Genomic DNA, 19,614 nt, shown 5'->3' on the forward strand with positions numbered 1-19,614 from the left:
TGGGCGCGGTCTCCCTGCGGGCACGGCGGTTCGGCAGGCTGGGGCCCATGACGAAGATGAAGTTGGCGGTGATCTCGGGCAGCGTCCGCGAGGGGCGTTACGGCCCGGGGATCGCCCGATGGTTCACCGGGCAGGCGTCCACGCACGGGCTGTTCGACCTGGACGTGATCGACCCGGCCGACACGGCCCTGCCCGCGGCGCTGCCGCTCGCGCCCGACCTGCTCATGGACGTGTCGGGCCGTTCGGAGGAGATGCGGCTGCTGGCCGGGCGGCTGGCGGCGGCGGACGCGTTCGCGGTGGTGACGCCCGAGTACAACCACAGCTACCCCGCCGCGCTCAAGCACCTCATCGACTGGCACCTGACGCAGTGGCAGGCCAAGCCCGTGGCGCTGATCTCGTACGGCGGGCAGGGCGGCGGGATCCGCGCGGCCGAGCACCTGCGGCAGGTGTTCAACGAGCTGCACGCCGTGACGATCCGCAACTGGATCAGCTTCGACCAGCACTGGACCCGCTTCGAGCCCGACGGCACGCTGACGCGCGACGCCGAGGGCGCGCAGGCCGCGGCCAAGGCACTGCTCGACCAGCTCGGCTGGTGGAGCACCGCGCTGCGGCAGGCCAGGCTCGCCGTCCCCTACCAGGCGGCCTGACGATGCGGTACAGGCTGCTGGGCCGCACCGGGCTGCGGGTGTCGGAGCTGTTCCTGGGCGCGATGACCTACCGCGAGGTCTCGCCCGAGGTGCGGCAGATCTTCGACCTGTACGAGGAGTCCGGCGGCAACGTCGTGGACACGGCCTCCATGTACGGCGAGAGCGAGAACGTGGTCGGCGAGCTGCTGGAAGGCCGCCGCGACCGTTTCGTGCTGGCCACCAAGTACACGCCGACCCGCGACCGCACCGACCTCAACGCCGCCGGCAACCACCGCAAGAACCTCGTCCTGTCGCTGGAGCAGAGCCTGCGGCGGCTGCGCACCGACTACCTCGACCTGCTCTGGGTGCACGTGTGGGACCGGCACACCCCGATCGAGGAGACGATGCGGGCGCTGGACGACGTGGTCCGCTCGGGGAAAGTGCTCTACGTGGGCATCTCCGACGCGCCCGCGTGGGTGGTGAGCCGGGCGAACACGCTGGCGGAGTGGCGGGGGTGGACGCCGTTCGCGGGGCTGCAGGTGCCGTACAGCCTGCTGCGGCGCGACATCGAGCGCGAGCTGCTGCCGATGGCCCAGGGGCTGGGCATCAGCGTGGCGGCGTGGGGAGTGCTGGCGCACGGCGTGCTGTCCGGCCGGTACGCCGAGCCGGGCGCGGCGGCCTCGCGCGTGTCCCCCGAGTCGATCAGCGAGCGGGACCGGGCCGGGGTGCGGGCCGTGCTGGAGGTGGCGGGCGAGCTGGGCGTCACGGCCTCGCAGGTCGCGATCGCGTGGGCGGTGCGGCGCGGGGTGCATCCCCTTCTCGGGACGAGCAGCGCCGCGCAGCTCAAGGACAACCTGGGGGCTTCGGACACGGCGCGGGTTCTGCCCGAGGAGGCGATGCGGCGGCTGGAGGCGGCGGTGCAGTTCGACCTGGGGTTCCCCGGGGATTTCGTCGGGGAGGTGGATCGCAGCCCGGACATCTACGGCGACGCGCTCCCCCGCCTGGACGGCCGCTGAGCGCAACCCGACTCAGCAGAGCGCCATGGCCGTCTGCCACAGCCCCGGCAGTGCCGCGAGGACCCGGTCCCCGCGGCGCCGCCGGGCGGCGAACGTGTCCGCCCCCAGGTCGGCCAGCAGCTCGTGGAACTCCTCCGCGTACTCCGCGGGCAGCCCGGCCGCCGCCCGCTTGGCCAGGCACCGCGCGTACGTGGCCGCCAGCCAGAAGACCGCCTCCCTGTGCAGGCCCCGCTCGATGAGCTCCATGTTCCCGTCGATGGCGGCGGGCCGGGCGGCGGCGGAGATGTCGGAGTCGAACCGGTAGCCGGGCACCCGCACGGAGGCGGTCGCGTCGAACGCCTTGGCCAGCGCCGCCAGGTGCCGCCGCACCTGCCCGGGGCCGAAGTCGGCGCAGCCGAGCAGGCCGAGCAGGCTCTCGTGGAAGTCGAGCCGCCCGTGCTCGGCGAGCAGCTCGCGGACGGCGGCGTACCGGCGGCGGACGGTGGGGTTGCGCAGCCCGGCCACGAGCAGGACGTGCGCGGTCACCCCGGTGCCGAACAGCCAGGCGGTGACCTGTTCGGGCAGCGGCGCGGACCCGTCCATGCCGTTGATCCAGCCGCGCACCCGGTCCATGGCGTTGGTGCAGCGGGCCAGGATCCAGGGCCGTTCGGCGAAGTCGCGGGAGACGATCCGCTGGAGCTCGGTCAGCCGCCCGGACGGGTCGGCCAGCACGCAGGGCAGGTGGAAGCTGCCCGCCAGGTGGTAGTCGCTGAGGATCTCGTGCGGGGAGCCGAGGGGCGCCGTGGAGGACACCTCCAACAGCACCCCCTTATACGGAAATTTCCCGATGTGGGCTATGTGGGTGGACGGTTCCGCGACCACCATGACGTCCACGTCGGAGGTCGGCGCCAGCTCCTCCCCGGGGTCGGCCCACAGCGCCGACCCCGTCAGGAACGCCCCGCCGAACCCGGGCAGCCCCGCGCCCTCTTCCCGCACCCACTCCTGCGCGACCCGTCTGGCCTGCTCAATCCGCATGCACGTCCTCCCGATCGGGCCTCCGGCGCGAGCTCCTGATCAGCACGAACGCGCCCAGCACCACCAGCACCGCCAGCCCGCCCCAGATCCAGCCGGGAACCCCGGCCGAGGCGGCGGCGGGCCGCTCTCCGGCGACCGCCGGGGGCCGGGCCGCCTCCGTGCCGGAGGCCGCTCCCGCGGGCGAAGCGGATGCCGTAGCTGATCCTTTCACGCTGAAGGGGATTTCACCCTCAATGGGATGCCCGTCAGAAGAGACGACACGCCACGCGATGACGTACGAACCGGGCGCGAGCGGCTGCGGCACCTCGGTGGACACCACCGCCCCGGCCAGCCGCGGCTTGCCCAGCGCGACCTCCTTCCCGGCGGCGTCGTGCAGCACGACGAACGGGAACTTGACGCTCGCGCTGTACTCCAGCTCGATCTCCTCGACCGACGTGACCTCGGCGTCCTTGGCGGGCGAGCTGCGCTTGAGCGTGTCGTGGGCGTAGGCGGGCGAAACGGGCAGGGCGAACAGCAGGACGCACGCGAGTGCGGTCATGAGGGCCTTGCGAAATGCCATGACAGGTCTCCGAAATGATCTTCCGGACGACCGCGCCCGTGGCGCCGGACGTCCGGACACAGGCAAGGGCAGGAAAAGGGAAGCGCGGCGTTCAGACCGCGGGTGGCCCTCGCCTGCTGATCGTGCCGGAGACCGTCCGGCCAGGACGCACGAGTACGCCGGGAGCCGAAGGCCGCCACCTGGGCGACGGCGCCCCCACGCCGTCCGCGACGGGGGCGGTGACGAGCAGCCGCACGACCGGGCGCGGCGTCCCGTACAGGCGGATCATCAGCCACAGCGCGCTCTCGCCGCGATGCAGCCACCACGCCGTCAGCCCCGCCACCACGAGGTGGACCAGCACCATGCCGGGCGCGGGATGCCCGTGCCCGGCGTGGTGCTGGTCGAACGCGGTGCCGGGCGCGAGCCGTTCGAAGAGCTGGTGCAGGACGAGCTGGGTGCCGGCGGTCGCGGCGAGCACGGCCGCGGGCCCGCGCTCGCGTCCGTCGATCAGGTACGCCAGCCCGAGCGCGGCCAGCACCCCGGCCAGGTAGACCTCGAACGGCACCGCACCGCCGCCGGCCAGCACGTGCCCGCCCGCCGACACGGCGCCGCAGACCGTCGCGAACACCACGGCCCGCGACAGCCTCAGCACCGCGGACGCCACCGGGGGCGGCGAGGAAGGCGGTGGGGCGGACACAGCCGACATCTTTTCACAGGGTCGCCGGCCCGCCGAGGTTCGAACCGCGCGTGTGAGGGCAGCGGACTTCGATGGACATCGCCACGAGCGCCGGCCAGGACCTGGAACGCACGGTCCGCCGGGAGCTGATGGACGCGGGCTTCACTGTAGAGCCTTCATTGATGTCCGCCGATGGCGGGCTCGGAGTATGGCACGATCCCACGCGCGGGGTCGTCATCACCTGGGGCACCTCAGCGGACCAGCTCGTCCGGCACGCGACCATCCGCTCCGCGGTCCTGCTCGCGCTGCGGACGGTCCTGATCGAGGCGGGTCACCAGGTCAGGGAGGACTTCAACGGCCTGGAGCTCGTCGTCACGGAGTGACCCGGCGCAGCGGCTCGCCGACCTCGTGCAGGTGGCGCAGCGCCTGCCCCCACGACTCCAGCAGCCCGCACTCGACGTATTCGACGCCGAGCGAGGCGCAGTAGTCGCGCACGATGGGCTGCGCCCTGCGCAGGTTCGCGGTGGGCATGCTGGGGAACAGGTGGTGCTCGATCTGGAAGTTCAGACCGCCGAGTGCGGTGTTGACCAGCCGGCCGCCGCGCACGTTGCGTGAGGTCAGCACCTGCTTGCGGAGGAAGTCCAGCTCGTCCTCGGCGGTGAGCACCGGCATGCCCTTGTGGTTGGGCGCGAACGTGCAGCCGAGGTAGACGCCGTAGCAGGCCTGGTGCACGGCCAGGAAGAGCAGCGCCTTGGGCAGCGGCAGCACCAGCAGCAGCGCTCCGAGGTAGGCCAGCACGTGGGCGGCCAGGAGGGCGCCCTCGGTCCCCCGGTTCTTCAGCGACTTCCTGCGCAGCGCGCGGAAGCTCGACACCTTCAGGTTCACGCCTTCGAGGGTGAGCAGGGGGAAGAACAGGAACGCCTGCCACCGTCCGACGAACCGGGGCAGCCCCCGGCTGGCCTCGGCCTGCCGCCGCGACCAGATGAGCACGTCGGGCGCCACGTCCGGGTCGTGCTCCTCGTGGTTGGGGTTGGCGTGGTGGCGGGTGTGCTTGTCCATCCACCAGCCGTAGCTGAGCCCGACGGCCAGGTTGCCGACGATCAGCCCGGCGATCCTGCTGACCCGCCTGGAGCGGGAGATCTGCCCGTGCGCCAAGTCGTGGGCGAGCAGCGTGACCTGGGCGAAGGCCACCGCGAGCAGCGCCGCTACGCCGAGCTGCCACCAGGAGTCGCCGAGCGCGGCGAACGCCGCCCAGGTGCCCGCGAACAGGGCGGCCACCAGGCCGATCCGCATCGCGTAGTAGCCGGGCCGCTTGTCTAGCAGCCCGGCCTCGGCGATGCGCCGCGAGAGCCGCGCGAAGTCGCTCCCCCGCTGTGCAGGGGCCGGGCGGGAGGTCTCTGCCACAGTCACGTTCTCGTCTCCGATGCCGAGGAGGGATGATCTCTCCCCAGCATCGCGAGTGGAGGCGTCCGGCGGACCCCGGCTGTCACCCGGTTTTCCGGTAGTGCACGCCCTACCGTTGGGCGTCCCCGCCGCCTGGGATCGGGCCGGCCCATCGCACTCAGCGTGGCACTGGACGACGACTCTCACCTGGTGGGGAATGGCGGGCGGCGGGGGCGCCGGCTCAGGCGAACTGCAGCTCGGGCAGCGGCTCCGGCGCGGCCGCCTCGCCGTGGACGTGCAGGTCCGGGCGGAAGGCCGCCAGGTACGCCGCACGGTCGCGGAAGGTCGCGGCCAGCGCGTCGCCGTAGTCGATGAGCTGGCGGTGCGCGTGCCTGCGCGGCTCGTACCTGGCGTGCAGCAGCCGGTCGAGCAGCTCGGGGTCGTGCCCCGCCGCGCTGATGACGTCCGCGAGGATCTCGGCGTCGTGCAGCGTGTAGCTCATGCCCATGCCGGTCATCGGGTGGCAGGCGAACGCGGCCGAGCCGAGCAGCGCGGCGTTGCCCTTGTGGTACGCCTCCACCCGCAGCGACGAGACCTTGATGCGCTGCCAGGTGGCGGGCTGCAGCGAGTTGAACGCGTCCGAGCTGTCGGTCACGAACTTCTTCAGCTCGTCGATCAGTGCGGGGATGCCGTCCTGGAAGATCTCCTTGTCGTCCTCGGGTGGCAAGCCGACGAACACGCGGGCCTGGTCCCTGTTGATCGGATAGAGGTAGGTGAGCCAGCCCTCGGAGCTGAAGTACAGCCGGTTGAGCTGGGCGACGCTGGCGCTCAGCGGCACGGTCGCCACCCGCATGAGCAGCCGCTCGTACGGCATCGTGAACTGCTCGATGCCCAGCGCCTGCCGCACGGCGGACTTGGTGCCGTCGGCGCCGATCACCACGCCGGCCCGCAGCCTCCGGCCGTCGCACAGGACGAGCTCCTCGATGCGGTCCTCGCCTACCGCGATGTCGCCGATGCTGGCGTCGAACCAGAACTCGACGCCCTGCATCGCGCATGAGGTGTAGATCAGCTCGACCAGTTCCCTGTAGGGACGGATGAGGAAGCCGCCGTCGGGGAAGCGGCACTCCTGGATGGGGTCGCCATCGTGGTAGTAGCGGATGATGTCGCGTCGCAGGCCATGGCGTTCGACGAGGCCGGCCAGCCCGTGCCGGGCCAGCACACGCAGGCCGGGGGGCTTGAGGAAGTCGGCGCCCGCGCTCGGGACGGAGGGTCCCTGCTCGATGACGACGACGTTCAGGCCGCGGCGACCCAGCAGCAAGGCCAGGAAGCAGCCGCCGAGCCCGGCGCCGACGATGGCTACGTCGCACGATGTGGTTGCCATGACGAGAGCCCTTTCGAATGGTTGAACTAGTGCGTATGCCCGCGGGTACCCGCGAGGGGGCCGGGTTCGGCCGTCCGCGGCCGCGGGACAGGGTCCAGGTGGGGGTCTGCGGAGGGTGTGCGGGTCTCGACTGGCAGCAGCGCGTCGGCCTCCGCCGCAACGGTGGCGAGGGTCATGCGCAGCTCTAGCAGCAGCCTGCGGGGCACCTTGATCATGACGTCGCCCGGATCTGGCCGCAGCCGGGTGATCTTGGTCAGGGCCAGTGCTCCGATCAGCACAGAGATGGCCACGCACAGGGCGAGCGCGCCGGCCAGGCCCGCGAAGGGGCCTGTCATGAACGGGTGGTCGATCACGACGGACACCACCGCGACGCCGACGGCGCCGCCGACCATGCGCGCCATGGTGGCCGCGCCCACGGCGGAGGCGTACTGGTGCGGGCGGGCGGCCAGGGTGGTGGCGACGGAGGTGCCGGGCGCGAGCGCGCCGACCCCCATGCCCACCACGACACTGGCGACCAGGCCCCACACGGTGGGGCCCGCCTGCGTCAGCACGAGCACGCAGGCGCCGCCGCACAGCAGCGAGCCGGCGTAGATGAGGCCGTACGCGCCGACCCGCTTGAGGAGCTTTCCGGCCAGGAAGCTCGTCACGACCACGGCCACCGACGTGGGGGTCAGCCACATCGCCACTTCGAGCATGGGGTAGCCGAGGTGCAGCAGGTACAGCGGCTGCACGGTGAGCAGCCCGTACGACAGGGCGCCGAAGCCCCAGGTGGCCAGCCAGCCCCAGACGAACCGGGGCCGCCGCCACAGGGCCAGGTCGATCGCCGGCAGGCGGTGGTGCCTGGCCTGCGCGAACGCGCCGCCGAGCAGGGCCAGCGCGGCCAGCGCCAGCCACACCACGTCCATCCCCCAGGCCATCGCCTTGGAGATGGCCAGGACCACGACGGCGATCCCGGCGGCCAGCAGCCAGGCGCCGAGCACGTCCGGCACGCCCTTGGCGGTGGTGCGCCGCCCGGAGGGCAGCGCCACGCACGCGATGAGCAGCAGGACGCCGATGACGACGTCGGGGACGAACAGCGCCCGCCAGCCGACGGTGGCGGCCAGCCAGCCGCCGCCCGCCTGCATGAGGAGGCAGCCCAGCCCGGAGGCGGAGCTCCACAGTGCGATCGCGCCGCGGCGCTGCGACTCCGGCAGCTCGCCGAGCAGCAGCCCGAGGCTGGCCGGGATCATCGCCGCCGCTCCCGCGCCCTGGACGGCCCGTGCGGCCAGCACGTACGACCAGGGCTCCACGGTGACGGTGGCGATCCCGCCCAGCACGAACACGACGAGCCCGACCGCCAGCACGCGCCGGCGGCCGAACAGGTCGGCCCAGCGGCCGGCGGTGGCCAGCAGGGCCGCGATCGGGATGAACGCCGCGCTGGTCAGCCACACCAGGTCGCCCAGCGGCATGCCGGCGCCGGCGGGCGTGTAGCGCAGCACTCCCACTGCCAGGGTGGTGGCCGTGGTGTCGGCCATCACCGTCAACATGACACCCGCACCGACCAGGCGCAGCATCACACCGTGACGCCGGTCCGCGCCGGTCGAGCCCGTCCCCCTGACGGCCGCTGGTGACGAACGCACGTGTCCTCCTATGGATGGCCTGCCGCCTCGCACGCTCCGGCGGTGCGAGGGGCGCAGCTGACGTGTCTCGACGATGGGTCAGGCGCCGTACCGGCCGGGCGAGATCATCCCGTCCGGGTCGAGCGCCGTCTTGAGCCTGTGCAGCATGCCGAGGCCGGCGGTGCTGGTCTCCGACCAGACGTCGGCGGCGGCGTGATCGATGTCGGATCGGTAGATGGCGCAGCCGTGGCCACGCAGCAGGCAGCTCCCGTCGTTGCGGAGCTGGTGCGCGCGGTACGGGGCGTCGGGCGCGCCGCGTTCGAAGAAGATCTGGATGACGCCGTTGGCGACGTGCTCGCTGACGAGGTTCCACTCCACCATGAGGGCGGTGGTGTGGCGGTCCACGGCGGTCTGCAGCGCGGCCAGGATCTGGTCGGTCCTGCGGGCGTGCATGGGCATCAGCGGCAGCAGCGCCAGGAAGCCCATCGCGCCCTCGTCGATCCGGTCGCACGACGTCACGCCGAGCGCGTTGTGCACGCCGCGGCAGGTGGGGATGCCCTGCGACATGAGCGCGCGGGGGTAGAGCGGGTCGTCGGCGGCGACCTCGGCGGCGTCCACCACGCGCAGCGCCTCCGCGCCCTCCACCTCGATGAGCGCCTTGCGCAGCAGCTCCTCTGCCAGCTCCACCGTGGCGTCGCTGCCCATGAGCGGCCCGAGGATGGTGAACAGGCCAGGGTCCACGCCGGCGGGCAGCATCCAGTCGCCGCCGCTGGGCACCAGCGACAGCTCGCGGACGCGCAGCAGCCCGTCGGCCGGGTTGCCGCGGCGCAGAAAGCCGGTGACCGCGCCGAGCGCCACCCCGGCCTGGTCGCGGTTCATCCTGCCGTGCACGAGCCCGATGGTCTCCGGACGCGGCACCAGCGACACGGCCATGGCGGTGACGATGCCCAGGTTGTGCTGTACGAACGTCTGCGTCAGGTCGGGCCCGGCAACGCGGCCGTGGTAGCGCCCGGCGGGGTCCAGCCCGCCGGTGGTCACCACGCTTCCGTCCGCCAGCACGGCCTCCAGCCCGGCCACGTCGTGCACGCGGGAGCGGACACAGCCGTCGCCGCGGTCGAGGGCGTTGCCGATGACCGAGGTGTCGGCGCACGAGGCGGTCACGTTCAGCATCCACGGGGTGTCCCGCAGCACCGCGGCGAGCTGCCGCTGGGTGACCCCGGGCTCGATGACCGCGTAGCCGGCCTCCAGGTCGAGGCCGCGGATGCGGTTCATGCCGCCGAGGTCCACGACCACGTTGTCGTCGGTGACCGGAACGGCCGAGCCCATGCCCCAGTTGCGGCCCGTGCTGATCGGGTAGAGGCGGCGCCGGCCGGCCATGGCCTGCCGTACGAGTGCGCGTACCTCGTCCAGGCTGCGGGGCGTCTCGACGCCCGCGACGGTGCGTGGCTGGTGGCCCCCGACGTCACGCGACCTCGACTCCAGCCGCGATAGTCCCTGCATGACTCTCCTCAAGGGGTGAGATTCGCTCTTCCGGCTCCCTGCGTCGGAGCCGCTGTGGGGGCACACGTCAGACGGTGTGCTGGAGCAGGTCGTCGATCGACCCGATGGCCTGGTTGGACAGCTCTCTGATGCCGAGCAGGCGCTGCTCGACGTACACGTCCTCGTCGGGCGGCGTCTGGGGGAAGTCGAGCGTGCCGCGGGGCGCGGTCTGCGCGGGCACGTCGTGCAGGCTGTAGGGGTGGCGCCGGACATGGTCGGCGTGCTCGCGCCGGGATCGGGCGGGCAGGTGCGGGGGGGTTCGCATGACGGGAGCTCTCCTACCGGACTCGAATGGGGTTTTCCGGGCGACCGCTCGCCGTTGAGCGGGTGGTGGGTCAGCGCGCGCCCTCCTCGGTCTCCTCGAAGCCGGGGTAGCCGGCCCGTGGAGCGACGGCCGCGGGGATGTACCGGGGCACGCCGTGGTTGATGACGCTCGCGGCGATGCGGCGCTCCGCCAGCCCCATGTGGGGACGGCCTGCACCGGTCGAGCCCGGCCGGGCGCCGACCGAGCCTCTGATCATGGAGCTGGCGTGCACCCAGCGGCGCGACTCCGCCAGCACCTCACGCTGTGCGCGGCCGAGGTCCGCGTGGGCCGCGTAGTGCTCGCAGACGGCCCGCGCCAGCACCCGCGCCATGACCAGGTGCTCCTGGCATGCCGCGGCGACCTTCGCCTCCAGGCCTGTGACCTGGGCGAGAAGGAGTTGCAGGTGCGGCAGGGCCGAGCTGCGCTCGAACCCGTCGAGCTCCGCCAGCCGCTCGGGCCAGCGCAGCCGCCGCTCGATGGCGGCGCACACGGCGCTCACCAGCGTGGCGGCGGGTTCCTCGTCCGGTGCGCGGCCGTCGAGCTGCACGGCGCGCTGCGCGGTCGGCTCGAAGTCGGTGAGCCTGCGCAGCCCGCTCTGCAGCAGGCGGACGCGGTTGTGCAGGCACGCCGCGCTCCAGCCGAGCACCAGGAGGCGGTCGGCGTCGGCCTCGCAGTGCCAGCCGGCCAGCGCCACCTCGCGGGCCATGCGGTGGTGCAGCACCCATGACTCCTGCTCGTCCACCGGCACCGGCGTGTCGATCCATACCTGTAGCCCGCCGGGGGGCAGCTCGGCGACCCCGACGTCCAGTCCCTCGGGCGCGACCCTGACGCAGATCCGCCGTACGACGCGTAGCTGGGCGACGGTTTCCGGCGCCATGGGCACGGGGCCTGGCAGCACGCGCTCCTGGGCCACCTTCGCCCGTGGCTCGATGCTCATCTGGGCCACCTCCTGACCCGCGGTCTCTCGACCTACGTAAATTGACACTTAATAGTGCCGTCCCGATCGTCGTTAGACCGGCGTTTCCTGTCAACTGTCACTTAACGGATCCAGCATGGGTAGATCGGGCCGCGACGGGGAACATGCGTTAACCCGCGACTTCCCGCAGGTGAATACGGGGTTACGGGGCGTGCATGATCTAGGCTCCGAACGGTGCTGCAGATCGTGGACGACAGCCGGGGAGCGAGCCAGTGCGGGTGCCCAGAGCCGTGGTCGCGGCCATGTCGGTGGCCGCCGGGCTGCCCGCGTACCCCGGTCCGGCGCAGGCCGGAGGCGGTTACTGCGTGCTACCTGATCACCCCATTCAGTCCGGCCCTTACCTCGTCGCCACTGCTTCCTTCCTAGACTGGATTCATCCGAATCCGCCGCCCGCCGACCCGGAGCCCGAAGGCTCCGAACGGCTGGAGTTCGCCGGGTTCCCGAACGTGTCGGCCCTCGACGTGACCGGCCGCCGCGGCCGTCCCGAGACCAAGGTGATCGCCACCTTCACCACGAACGTGGACAAGGTCGTCACCCTCACCAGCTCCGCCGCCGTCTCCGCGGACGGCGGGCGCACCTTCGGCCCCGCCGAGCAGACGCCGCTGCGGGAGTCGCCGATCGAGCTGCACGACGGCCGGTTCTTCGCCACGGAGTACTACCTGGCCAGGACGGGCCCGCACACGGCGCGGCTGGGCGTGCTGACCTCGTCCGCGCTGAACGACGGCGAGAGCTGGGTGCGCTCGGAGGCCGTGCTGACCACGCCAGGCGACCTGCTGCCCGGCGGGGCCGCGCACGGGGCGCCGATCCAGCTCGCCGACGGGACGATCCTGATCACGGCGTACGCCCGCTACAACCCCACCGGCGCGTACCAGGCGGAGCTGTACGCCAGCCGCGACGGCGGGCGCACCTTCGAGCGGCGCGGCGTCATCGCCGCGCCCGAGCCCGGCTTCGCCTACAACGAGGCGGCGATCGAGCAGGCGATGGACGGCAGCCTGGTGGCGGTGCTGCGGCACGACGGCGGCAGGCACTCCATGCTGCACCAGACCCGCTCCACCGACGGCGGGCGCACCTGGGAGCCGGCGCGCGGCCTGAGCCTGGCCGGCTTCGACTGCGCGGTGCGCGGGGTCGCGCCCCGGCTGCTGCTGATGCCCGGCGGGGTGCTGATCCTGAGCGCCGGGCGGCCGGACAACTGGCTCGCGGTCTCGCCCGACGGCCTCGGCCACGAGTGGCGGGAGACGCGGGTCACCTACCACAACCGCGACGGCATCGTGGACACGCGCGGCTCCTCCGGCTACACGGGGCTGGCCGCCGTCGGGCCGCACCGGTTCATCCAGGTGTTCGACAACTGCAAGCTGGCGGGCGTGCGGCCGGACGGGCTGCTCGACGAGACGGCCTGCCCCGCGCACGGGCGCTTCGAGTACGGCGGCCGGTACGCGGTCAAGCGCCTGCTGTTCGACGTCGCCACCCCCGGCACCCGGCTGGACCTGGCCGCGCTGCGCCACCGCGGCGCGCTGCGCGTCTCCACCGACATGCGCTGGACGAGCCGGCGCCGCCCCAGGACACGGCCAGGCGGCGCCCTCGACGGCAGCACGGGCTACTGGTCGAGCGCCGTCGCCCGGGGCCGCGGCACCTACGTGCTGCACCTGGACCGGCCGTACGCGCTGGCCAGGATCGGCCTGAGCCTGCGGCCCGGGCACCCGGCGAGCGCCCGCGTCTACGTGTCGAGGAACGGCCGCTCCTGGGGCGAGCCGGTCGTCACGATCAAGGACAGGATCGACCACGCGTTGCGTTACGACGAGATCGGCAGGACCGCCCGGCACGTCAAGATCGTGACGGAGCCGTCGGCGGGCTGCGACCGGGAAATCGGCCGCAAGTGCGCGGTGCTGAACGAGGTCGAGCTCTATTCGTGAATGGCCGCGCGGCCGAAACCCTGAGGTTTTCCGCCAGTGCGAAAACGGAGAAAGTCCGCGGGGGCGCTCGACGGCGCCCCCGCGCGACTTCTCGCGAACCCTTACCGCTTGGGCGGCCTGTCGCCCCGGCGGCCGAAGGGCATGTCGCCCTCGTCCCTGGTCACACCTTCCTCGTCGATCTCCAGGCGCTCCTTGCGGACCTGGCCCTCGACGGTCTCCTCGTGCTGGACGTCCTGCTTGCGAACGTGGATGCGCTCCACCGGCTTGGTCTCCTTGCCGACGACCGCGCGCTCCTCGTGCAGGATCATCTGCCGGTCCTCGGCCTGGATCTCGCCGGCCGTCTCGCCGTCGCGGATCGGCTCGCGCTCGATCACGACCTCCTCGTGCGAGAGCGGGACCTTCTGCTGGACGTTCTCCGTCTCGACGTACTTGTGCAGGCGTACGCGGCCTGTCTCCCTGGTCTCCTTGCCGATGTGGAGCTGTTCCTCCGACCGGGTCATCTCGATGTCACGGTCGTCCGTGAGGCCGCCACGCATGCCGGCGCGTTCGCCCGGCATGTCGAGGCGCTCCCCCGTGAGACCTGCACGGTCTCCCGCCCGCTCCCCGGCCAGGCCGCCGCGTTCCCGCTCGCCGGTGACGGGGCCGCGGGTGCGGGCCTCGCCGGTGCGCTGACGCGGGATGTCGGTCGGCTGCATGCCGTAGTAGCGGTAGAGGTCGGCCTCCTCGTTCAGGGACAGGCGGTCGTCCACGTCGATGTTGGGCGCGCCCTTGATCATCTCCTTGTCGAAGGGGACCCTGATCTCGTCGCCCGAGCGGCGGGAGTTGGCCAGCGGCACGAAGGTCTGCTTCATCCCGAAGAACCCCGTGCGGACGGTGACCCACTCCGGCTCGCCCGAGTGATCGTTGAGGTAGATCTGGCCCACCTTCCCGACCGATTGTCCGTCCGACCCCACCACATGGCAGTCGAGTAGGTTACGGATCTCTGTTTGCATAGCCACGACGATCCCCCCGATGTGTTCGTCCTGGTTCAAAAGGGACAAATACCCTAAATCGCCACATATCCACACATGGGTGGGGCACGATTCGGCCTATTTCACGAAAACGGCCGCTTGCGCGGACGGCGGGATCAACTCTCCTGGGCCTTCTCCAGCGCGTCCAGATGGTGCTGCAGCGACTGCTGCGCCGTCTGCGCCAGCGCCTTCACCGTCTGGTTGGCGCCCTTGGAGACCTCCGTCTTGGTGGCGGCCAGCGTCTCCCGGTGCGCCTTGATCATGCCGGACAGGAAGTCCTCGTCGAAGTCCTGCCCCGAGCTGTCCCGCAGCCGCTTGACCTCCGCCCGCTGCGCCTTGGACGGTGACGTCGGCAGCTCGACGCCGAGCTGCGTGGCCGCCTGGGTGACCTTGGAGCCCAGCGCGGTGTGGTCGTCGACGAGCAGCTTGCCGACGGCCTTGACCTGCTTGGTCGTGCCCTTGCCCATGGCCAGCCGGCCCGCCTGCACCTCCGACAGGTTGCCCTGGTGGATGGCCCGCATCCACTCCTTGTCCTGCTCGGACGGCTGCGTGTCGGTACGTGCGGGCAAGGCCGCGGTGTTGGGCGCCACGTCGGCGGCACACCCGGTGAACAGGGCCAGCGTCACGGCGGCCAGCGGAAGGGACAGACAGGTGCGCATGAGGATTCCTATGACATAGTGATACGTCTCCGATACAGAGAGTAACCGTCGCGGAGCCGCCGACCTCGGCATTCGCCCTGGTCGGGCGCGTCAGGAGCCGGCTGCTCGCACGGGGCCGCGGTAGCCGGGCGGCGGGCCGTCGCCCTCGTAGGCGTTCAGCCGCCCGTCCGTCAGGAACGTCCGCGCGAGCTGCAGGTAGGCGTCGGTGCGGCCGGGCGGGGTGCCGTCGCCGGCGTAGGCGAGGCGGGCGCTGGGAAGGGCGCGGCGGAACGCGGTGGCGTCCGACCAGGGCTCGGCGTCGCAGGCGCCCTTGACGATCAGCACGGGCACGTCCACCCGCGCCAGGCTGTCGCGCAGCGAGGCGGGCGCGGCGCGCCCGGCCAGCGCGACGTAACCGCCCTGGCCCGGTCCCGGCTGGGGTGCGGGGCACGCCGACGGGTCGTGGGGCAGCAGCGAGAGGTACGCGTCCAGCTCCCGGTCCCCCGCGAACGAGTGCGCCGTGACCGGGTCCACCCGCAGCAGCGCCGAGACGGCGAGCGTGCGCGGATGCGGCAGCCCGGCCGGTCCCAGGGGGATGGCGGCGATGGACGGGCGGGACGACGGGCGGGCCGGGAGGAGGCCGGTGGGCGAGTACAGGACCGCCTTGGAGACGTGGGCGGGGTGGGCGGCCAGGTAGGCGGCGGCGAGCTGCGCCCCGTGGTCGCGGGCCACCAGGTTGAGTCGCTGCGCGCCCAGGGCGCGCCGGATCGCCTCCAGGTCGGCGACGTCCCTCGTCAGGCCGTACTCGCGAGGGTCGGCCAGCCTGGCGGAGCGGCCCGCGCCGAGCTGGTCGTAGACGTACACCTGGAAGCCCGCGGACGCCAGGCGGCCGTAGAAGGCCGAGTCGCCCTCCAGATCGCCGACGCCTGGGCCGCCGTGCAGGAAGATCACCGGTTCCGGGTGGGTGACCTTCCCGGGCGCCGTCCGTACGTAGGCCAGCCTGGAGCCTGTGGGCAGGCGCCACTCGCGTTGCCCCGCCACCTCGGCGGGGGCTCGCGGCGGGGTCGGCGGGTTCAGGGTGATCGCGGAGAGCTGCCAGACCACCGCCGTCTCCACGCCGAGGACCGTGATGGCGCGTAACCAGCGTGCCCATCCCCGCTGCGGTCTGGGGACGCACAGGAGGAGGCCGAGGAAGAGGACCGACGCGAACACCGCCAGGCCCACCACCGTGAACACGTCCGGGCCCGCGCCCACCAGCGCCATGCCCGCCAGTGCGGCCAGGCCCGCGACGGGGGCCAGCGCCACCACCAGCCCGCCCGCCACCACCCGCCCGGCCAGCCGCCTGACCCAGCGCCCCCGCACACTGGCCCGGGTCCCGCCCGAGCGAGCTTGAGGAGGGGACGCGCGACCGCCCGGCGGGTTTCGGCGGGAGGGGCCGGAGGAGGGCTTGGCGCTGGGTGCCACGAAAGGGACGTTAGTGCACGACCCGACCCCGGGTCAGGGAAGTGACCGACCCAGCCGCAGCCGGATCCGATCGCCGCGCCGCACGGACTCGCGCACCGTCCACACCCGTTCGTCGACGACCGTGCCCCTGGCCGTCATGTAGCCGCCCATCCGCAGCACCGGCCGCCCCGTGTCGTCGCTGAGCAACTGCGCCCGCGACTCGGAGTCGTCGCCGAACAGCACCAGGAAGTCGAAGGCGTCGGCGGGGGCGTCGAGGATCAGGCCGGGATACAGGTGCGAGTGGGGGACCTCGATAACATGCTCGCTCACGGGTCAACGTCTACCCAGATTTCATGCTTTCAGCGGAAGCGAGACCTGGGATAGCGCTTTCCGGCGACATGGGATGAAATAACAGCAACCTTTTCTACAGGCTGGAGTACCACTGTGCCACTGTTCGACCTGCCGCTCGAGCAACTCCGCGAGTACCGTCCCGACCGTGACGAGCCCGCCGACTTCGACACGTTCTGGGCCGCCACCCTGGCCGAGGCGAGGGAGTTCGACCTCGCGGCCGAGTACGTCCCGTACGACCTGCCGCTGACCGGCGTGGACGTGTTCGACGTGTCGTTCGCCGGGTGGGGCGGGCACCGGATCAACGGCTGGTTCCTGCTGCCGAGCGGCGCGGACGGCCCGGTCCCTTGCGTGGTGCACTACATCGGCTACAGCGGCGGCCGCGGCTTCCCCAAGGACCACCTGCTCTGGCCGGCCGCCGGGTACGCCGTCCTGGTGATGGAGACGCGCGGCCACGGCGGCGCGAACGTCGGCAGCCCCGGCGCCACGGGCGACCCGCACGGCAGCGCGAACCCGCAGGCCCCCGGCATGATGACCCGCGGCATCATGGACCCGGCCGACTACTACTACCGGCGGGTGTTCACCGACGCCGTGCGCGCGGTGGACGCGGCGCTGGCGCATCCGGCCGTGGACGCGGAGCGCGTGGTGGTCTCGGGCGGCAGCCAGGGCGGCGCGATCGCGCAGGCCACGGCGGCGCTGCACCCGGGTGTCAAGGCGGCGCTGATCGACGTGCCGTTCCTGTCGCACTTCCGGCGGGCCGTCGAGATCACCGGGCGTGACCCGTACCAGGAGCTGGTCAGGTTCCTCGCGACCCGGCGGGACAGCGCCGAGCAGGTGTTCAGGACGCTGGCGTACTTCGACGGGATCAACTTCGCGGCCCGCGCGACGGTGCCCGCGCTGTACTCGGTGGCGCTGATGGACGACGTCTGCCCCCCGTCCACGGTGTTCGCCGCCTACAACCACTGGCAGGGGCCGAAGGAGATCACCGTCTGGCCATGGAACAACCACGAGGGCGGGGGCGGCTACCAGTCGGAGGAGCAGGTGCGTTACCTGCACAAGCTCCTCAGCGAGGGCTAGGGAGGCGGGGCCGCCGCGCCGGAGTGCCCATCGGCTCCGGCGCGGCGGTGCCCGTCAAGCGGATTGCTCGGTGACCAGGAACGACACGCTCCCCTGGTCATCGGCTCCGGCGTCGAGGGACTTGTCCTCCAGCACAGTCGCGGCCACCGGGTCGAGATACACCCGCGCCCCTTCGTTCTCGACCACCGCGTCCGCGGGCTCGGGGGCGGTGGCCAGGGTCAGGGTCAGCGCGCTGGCGCCCTCCCCCTGCGACGAGATGCGGATCCCGCTCTGCTCGGGCTCGGGCGCGTTCGCGGTCAGGTCGCGAATCGCCTGGGCGGCGTTGTCTGTCAGGGTGAGCACTACGGCTCCTCCTCACGGTCGACGTTCAGGAGTTGGCTGCCCTTCCCCCTGCTTTCGGCCTCAACCCTTCCTGGCAGTTTCTTTACCCAGAATTGCGGTGCGGCCCGTGTGGCGTCCGCACGCGGGGACAATGGGGCCCATGGACTTCGCGGCGCAGCGGCACGCCCTGGTGGCGCAGCTCAGGACGTCCCAGGACATCAGCGACCCTGTGGCCGAGGCCATGCTCGCGGTGCCGCGCCACCTGTTCGTGCCCGGCGTCGAGCCGGAGGCGGCCTACCGCGACGAGCCCATCGTGACCAAGCTCGACGACGACGGCCGGCCGATCAGCTCGTCCTCGCAGCCCGCCATCATGGCGACGATGCTCGACCAGCTCGGCGTGGTGCCGGGGCACCGCGTGCTGGAGATCGGCGCGGGCACCGGCTACAACGCGGCGCTCCTGGCCCGCCTGGTGGGCCCCGGCGGGCGGGTGGTCGCCCTCGACCTCGACGAGGACACCGTGGAGCAGGCCAGGGAGCACCTGGCGGCGGCCGGGGTGCCCGGGGTCGAGGTGGTGTGCCGCGACGGCGCCGGCGGGCATCCGGGGCTGGCGCCGTACGACCGGCTGATCGCCACGGTCGGCGTGTGGGACCTCGCGCCCGCCTGGCTCGCGCAGCTCGGCCCCGGCGGGCGGCTCGTGGTGCCGCTCGACCTGCGGGGCGTGCAGGTGTCGGCGGCCATGGAGCGCGACGGCGGGCGGTGGGTGAGCCGGTCGGTGGCGCCGTGCGGGTTCATGCGGATGCGCGGCTCGTTCACCGGGACGGAGGCGGTCGAGGTGGTGCGGCAGGATCCGTTGCTGGCGCTGGTGCTGCCGGAGCAGCGCGAGGTCGGCAACGTGCTCGCGGCACTGAACGCGCCGCCCACCGAGATCACGGTACGGCGTGAGGAGAAGGCGGCGTCGTTCACCGTCGCCATGGGGATGGCGCTGTGGCTGGCGCTGCACGAGCCGCGCTGGTGCGCCGTGAGCGGCGACCTCGGCGGCGGGCCGGGCTTCACGGCGGGGATCGTGCAGCCCGACGGCATCGCGGTGCTCGCCGTGGACGGGTCGCTGGTGGCGCGCGGGCACGGGGCGGGCAGGGCGCGGCTGGCGGCGGAGCTGGCCGCGCACGTCAAGGCGTGGGACGAGGCCGGGCGCCCCGGGGCGAGCGCCCTGCGCATCGCGGCCTACCCGCATACTCCTGGCATGGGCAAGCCCGCCGTCCACGACGCCGCCGGGGCCGGCCGGACGGTGGTCATCGAGAAGCGGCACACCACCCTGGTGCTGGGCTTCGGCTAGACGACCCAGGCCCCGTCACGGATGAGGTCGCGCCCGGCCAGCTCGTCCACCTCCCGCCAGGCCTGCAGCCGCACCGGCGTGACGTGGAAGTAGTGGTACCGGCCGGCCTCCTCGCGCGGGTCGAAGCCCGCCTTGGCGGCGAACGCGTCCCCCAGCTCGTCCGGGATCTCGGTCGCGGGCGTGGCCCGCGCGGTGCCCTCGATGAGCACCACGTCGCGCACCAGCCCGATCGCCACCCGCGTCCGCCCGCCGGCCAGCAGGTTGCGGGCGGTGGGGCTGGCGCTGGCCGTGGAGATGACCAGCGCGTCACCGTCCCACAGGAACGACAGCGGCACCATGTACGGCGTCCCGTCCGCGCCCGCGGTGGCCACCCAGGCGTCCACGTCGTGCTCCAGGCGGTGCAGGGTGTCCCGCTTGCGCTGCTCGGCGGTACGCGGGATGGGCTGGGACATCGGGCCTCGCTCTCTTCGGTCACAGGGGCGC

The 19,614-nt window shown here is 72.5% G+C and carries 21 protein-coding genes; 6 read left to right on the plus strand and 15 right to left on the minus strand.

Annotated elements, in window-relative coordinates:
* Positions 1-47: 47 nt before the first annotated feature.
* Both ABD331_RS31200 and ABD331_RS31205 read left to right on the plus strand, forming a co-directional pair.
* The gene (locus ABD331_RS31200; RefSeq protein ID WP_344482331.1) at positions 48-647 is read left to right on the plus strand and encodes an NADPH-dependent FMN reductase; all 600 of its coding nucleotides are present in this window, start codon (positions 48-50) and stop codon (positions 645-647) included.
* Positions 648-649: 2 nt separating this feature from the next.
* Positions 650-1,642 carry an aldo/keto reductase gene (locus ABD331_RS31205; RefSeq protein WP_344482334.1) on the plus strand — a complete coding sequence of 331 codons (993 nt, stop codon included), beginning with the start codon at positions 650-652 and terminating at the stop codon, positions 1,640-1,642.
* Between the two features lie 12 nt (positions 1,643-1,654).
* Here ABD331_RS31205 and ABD331_RS31210 read toward each other — a convergent pair whose 3' ends face one another.
* The 3 genes from ABD331_RS31210 to ABD331_RS31220 form a co-directional block, all read right to left on the minus strand.
* Positions 1,655-2,656 carry a hypothetical protein gene (locus tag ABD331_RS31210; RefSeq protein WP_344482336.1) on the minus strand — a complete coding sequence of 334 codons (1,002 nt, stop codon included), beginning with the start codon at positions 2,654-2,656 and terminating at the stop codon, positions 1,655-1,657.
* Entirely contained in the window at positions 2,646-3,215 is a 570-nt protein-coding gene (locus tag ABD331_RS31215) for a copper resistance CopC family protein (RefSeq protein WP_344482339.1), read from the minus strand. Before ABD331_RS31215 ends, ABD331_RS31210 begins: the two co-directional genes overlap by 11 nt.
* Positions 3,216-3,306: 91 nt before the next feature.
* Entirely contained in the window at positions 3,307-3,891 is a 585-nt protein-coding gene (locus ABD331_RS31220; protein WP_344482342.1) for a hypothetical protein, read from the minus strand.
* Positions 3,892-3,962: 71 nt separating this feature from the next.
* On the opposite strand from ABD331_RS31220, the gene ABD331_RS31225 reads away from it, so the two are divergent.
* A complete protein-coding gene (locus tag ABD331_RS31225; RefSeq protein WP_344482345.1) occupies positions 3,963-4,253 on the plus strand; it encodes a hypothetical protein in 291 nt (96 codons plus the stop codon).
* Here the strand turns inward: ABD331_RS31225 and ABD331_RS31230 are convergent.
* From ABD331_RS31230 to ABD331_RS31255, 6 genes are all read right to left on the minus strand, one after another.
* Positions 4,243-5,280, minus strand: coding sequence for a fatty acid desaturase family protein (locus ABD331_RS31230; RefSeq protein WP_344482348.1), 1,038 nt, complete (start codon positions 5,278-5,280; stop codon positions 4,243-4,245). The genes ABD331_RS31225 and ABD331_RS31230 overlap by 11 nt on opposite strands.
* Positions 5,281-5,494: 214 nt before the next feature.
* Positions 5,495-6,634 carry an FAD-dependent monooxygenase gene (locus ABD331_RS31235; RefSeq protein ID WP_344482351.1) on the minus strand — a complete coding sequence of 380 codons (1,140 nt, stop codon included), beginning with the start codon at positions 6,632-6,634 and terminating at the stop codon, positions 5,495-5,497.
* 26 nt (positions 6,635-6,660) lie between these two features.
* Positions 6,661-8,253, minus strand: a complete 1,593-nt coding sequence (locus ABD331_RS31240) for an MFS transporter (RefSeq protein ID WP_344482354.1) — start codon at positions 8,251-8,253, stop codon at positions 6,661-6,663.
* Positions 8,254-8,331: 78 nt separating this feature from the next.
* The gene (locus ABD331_RS31245; protein WP_344482356.1) at positions 8,332-9,732 is read right to left on the minus strand and encodes an FAD-binding oxidoreductase; all 1,401 of its coding nucleotides are present in this window, start codon (positions 9,730-9,732) and stop codon (positions 8,332-8,334) included.
* A gap of 67 nt (positions 9,733-9,799) precedes the next feature.
* A complete protein-coding gene (locus tag ABD331_RS31250; protein ID WP_344482359.1) occupies positions 9,800-10,036 on the minus strand; it encodes a hypothetical protein in 237 nt (78 codons plus the stop codon).
* Between the two features lie 70 nt (positions 10,037-10,106).
* Positions 10,107-11,012, minus strand: coding sequence for a hypothetical protein (locus ABD331_RS31255; RefSeq protein ID WP_344482361.1), 906 nt, complete (start codon positions 11,010-11,012; stop codon positions 10,107-10,109).
* 251 nt (positions 11,013-11,263) lie between these two features.
* Here ABD331_RS31255 and ABD331_RS31260 point away from each other — a divergent pair, with 251 nt between their 5' ends.
* Positions 11,264-12,961, plus strand: a complete 1,698-nt coding sequence (locus ABD331_RS31260) for an exo-alpha-sialidase (RefSeq protein ID WP_344482363.1) — start codon at positions 11,264-11,266, stop codon at positions 12,959-12,961.
* 101 nt (positions 12,962-13,062) lie between these two features.
* On the opposite strand, the gene ABD331_RS31265 is transcribed toward ABD331_RS31260, so the two are convergent.
* From ABD331_RS31265 to ABD331_RS31280, 4 genes are all read right to left on the minus strand, one after another.
* Entirely contained in the window at positions 13,063-13,953 is an 891-nt protein-coding gene (locus ABD331_RS31265; RefSeq protein ID WP_344482366.1) for a DUF2382 domain-containing protein, read from the minus strand.
* A gap of 134 nt (positions 13,954-14,087) precedes the next feature.
* A complete protein-coding gene (locus tag ABD331_RS31270) occupies positions 14,088-14,630 on the minus strand; it encodes a DUF4142 domain-containing protein (protein ID WP_344482368.1) in 543 nt (180 codons plus the stop codon).
* A 90-nt stretch (positions 14,631-14,720) separates the two neighbouring features.
* Positions 14,721-15,971 carry an alpha/beta fold hydrolase gene (locus ABD331_RS31275; protein ID WP_344482371.1) on the minus strand — a complete coding sequence of 417 codons (1,251 nt, stop codon included), beginning with the start codon at positions 15,969-15,971 and terminating at the stop codon, positions 14,721-14,723.
* Between the two features lie 135 nt (positions 15,972-16,106).
* Positions 16,107-16,382 carry a hypothetical protein gene (locus ABD331_RS31280; RefSeq protein WP_344482374.1) on the minus strand — a complete coding sequence of 92 codons (276 nt, stop codon included), beginning with the start codon at positions 16,380-16,382 and terminating at the stop codon, positions 16,107-16,109.
* Between the two features lie 114 nt (positions 16,383-16,496).
* Here ABD331_RS31280 and ABD331_RS31285 point away from each other — a divergent pair, with 114 nt between their 5' ends.
* Entirely contained in the window at positions 16,497-17,477 is a 981-nt protein-coding gene (locus ABD331_RS31285) for an acetylxylan esterase (RefSeq protein WP_344482377.1), read from the plus strand.
* A 54-nt stretch (positions 17,478-17,531) separates the two neighbouring features.
* On the opposite strand, the gene ABD331_RS31290 is transcribed toward ABD331_RS31285, so the two are convergent.
* Positions 17,532-17,819, minus strand: a complete 288-nt coding sequence (locus tag ABD331_RS31290; protein WP_344482380.1) for a HesB/IscA family protein — start codon at positions 17,817-17,819, stop codon at positions 17,532-17,534.
* A gap of 139 nt (positions 17,820-17,958) precedes the next feature.
* On the opposite strand from ABD331_RS31290, the gene ABD331_RS31295 reads away from it, so the two are divergent.
* Positions 17,959-19,131: a methyltransferase domain-containing protein gene (locus ABD331_RS31295; RefSeq protein WP_344482383.1), complete on the plus strand. Its 1,173-nt coding sequence runs from the start codon at positions 17,959-17,961 to the stop codon at positions 19,129-19,131.
* On the opposite strand, the gene ABD331_RS31300 is transcribed toward ABD331_RS31295, so the two are convergent.
* Positions 19,128-19,583, minus strand: a complete 456-nt coding sequence (locus ABD331_RS31300) for a pyridoxamine 5'-phosphate oxidase family protein (protein WP_344482386.1) — start codon at positions 19,581-19,583, stop codon at positions 19,128-19,130. The two genes, ABD331_RS31295 and ABD331_RS31300, sit on opposite strands and share 4 nt — an antisense overlap.
* Between the last annotated feature and the right edge of the window lie 31 nt (positions 19,584-19,614).

It is taken from the genome of Nonomuraea monospora (genome assembly GCF_039531895.1).
In the GTDB taxonomy this organism is placed as follows: Bacteria; Actinomycetota; Actinomycetes; order Streptosporangiales; family Streptosporangiaceae; genus Nonomuraea; species Nonomuraea monospora.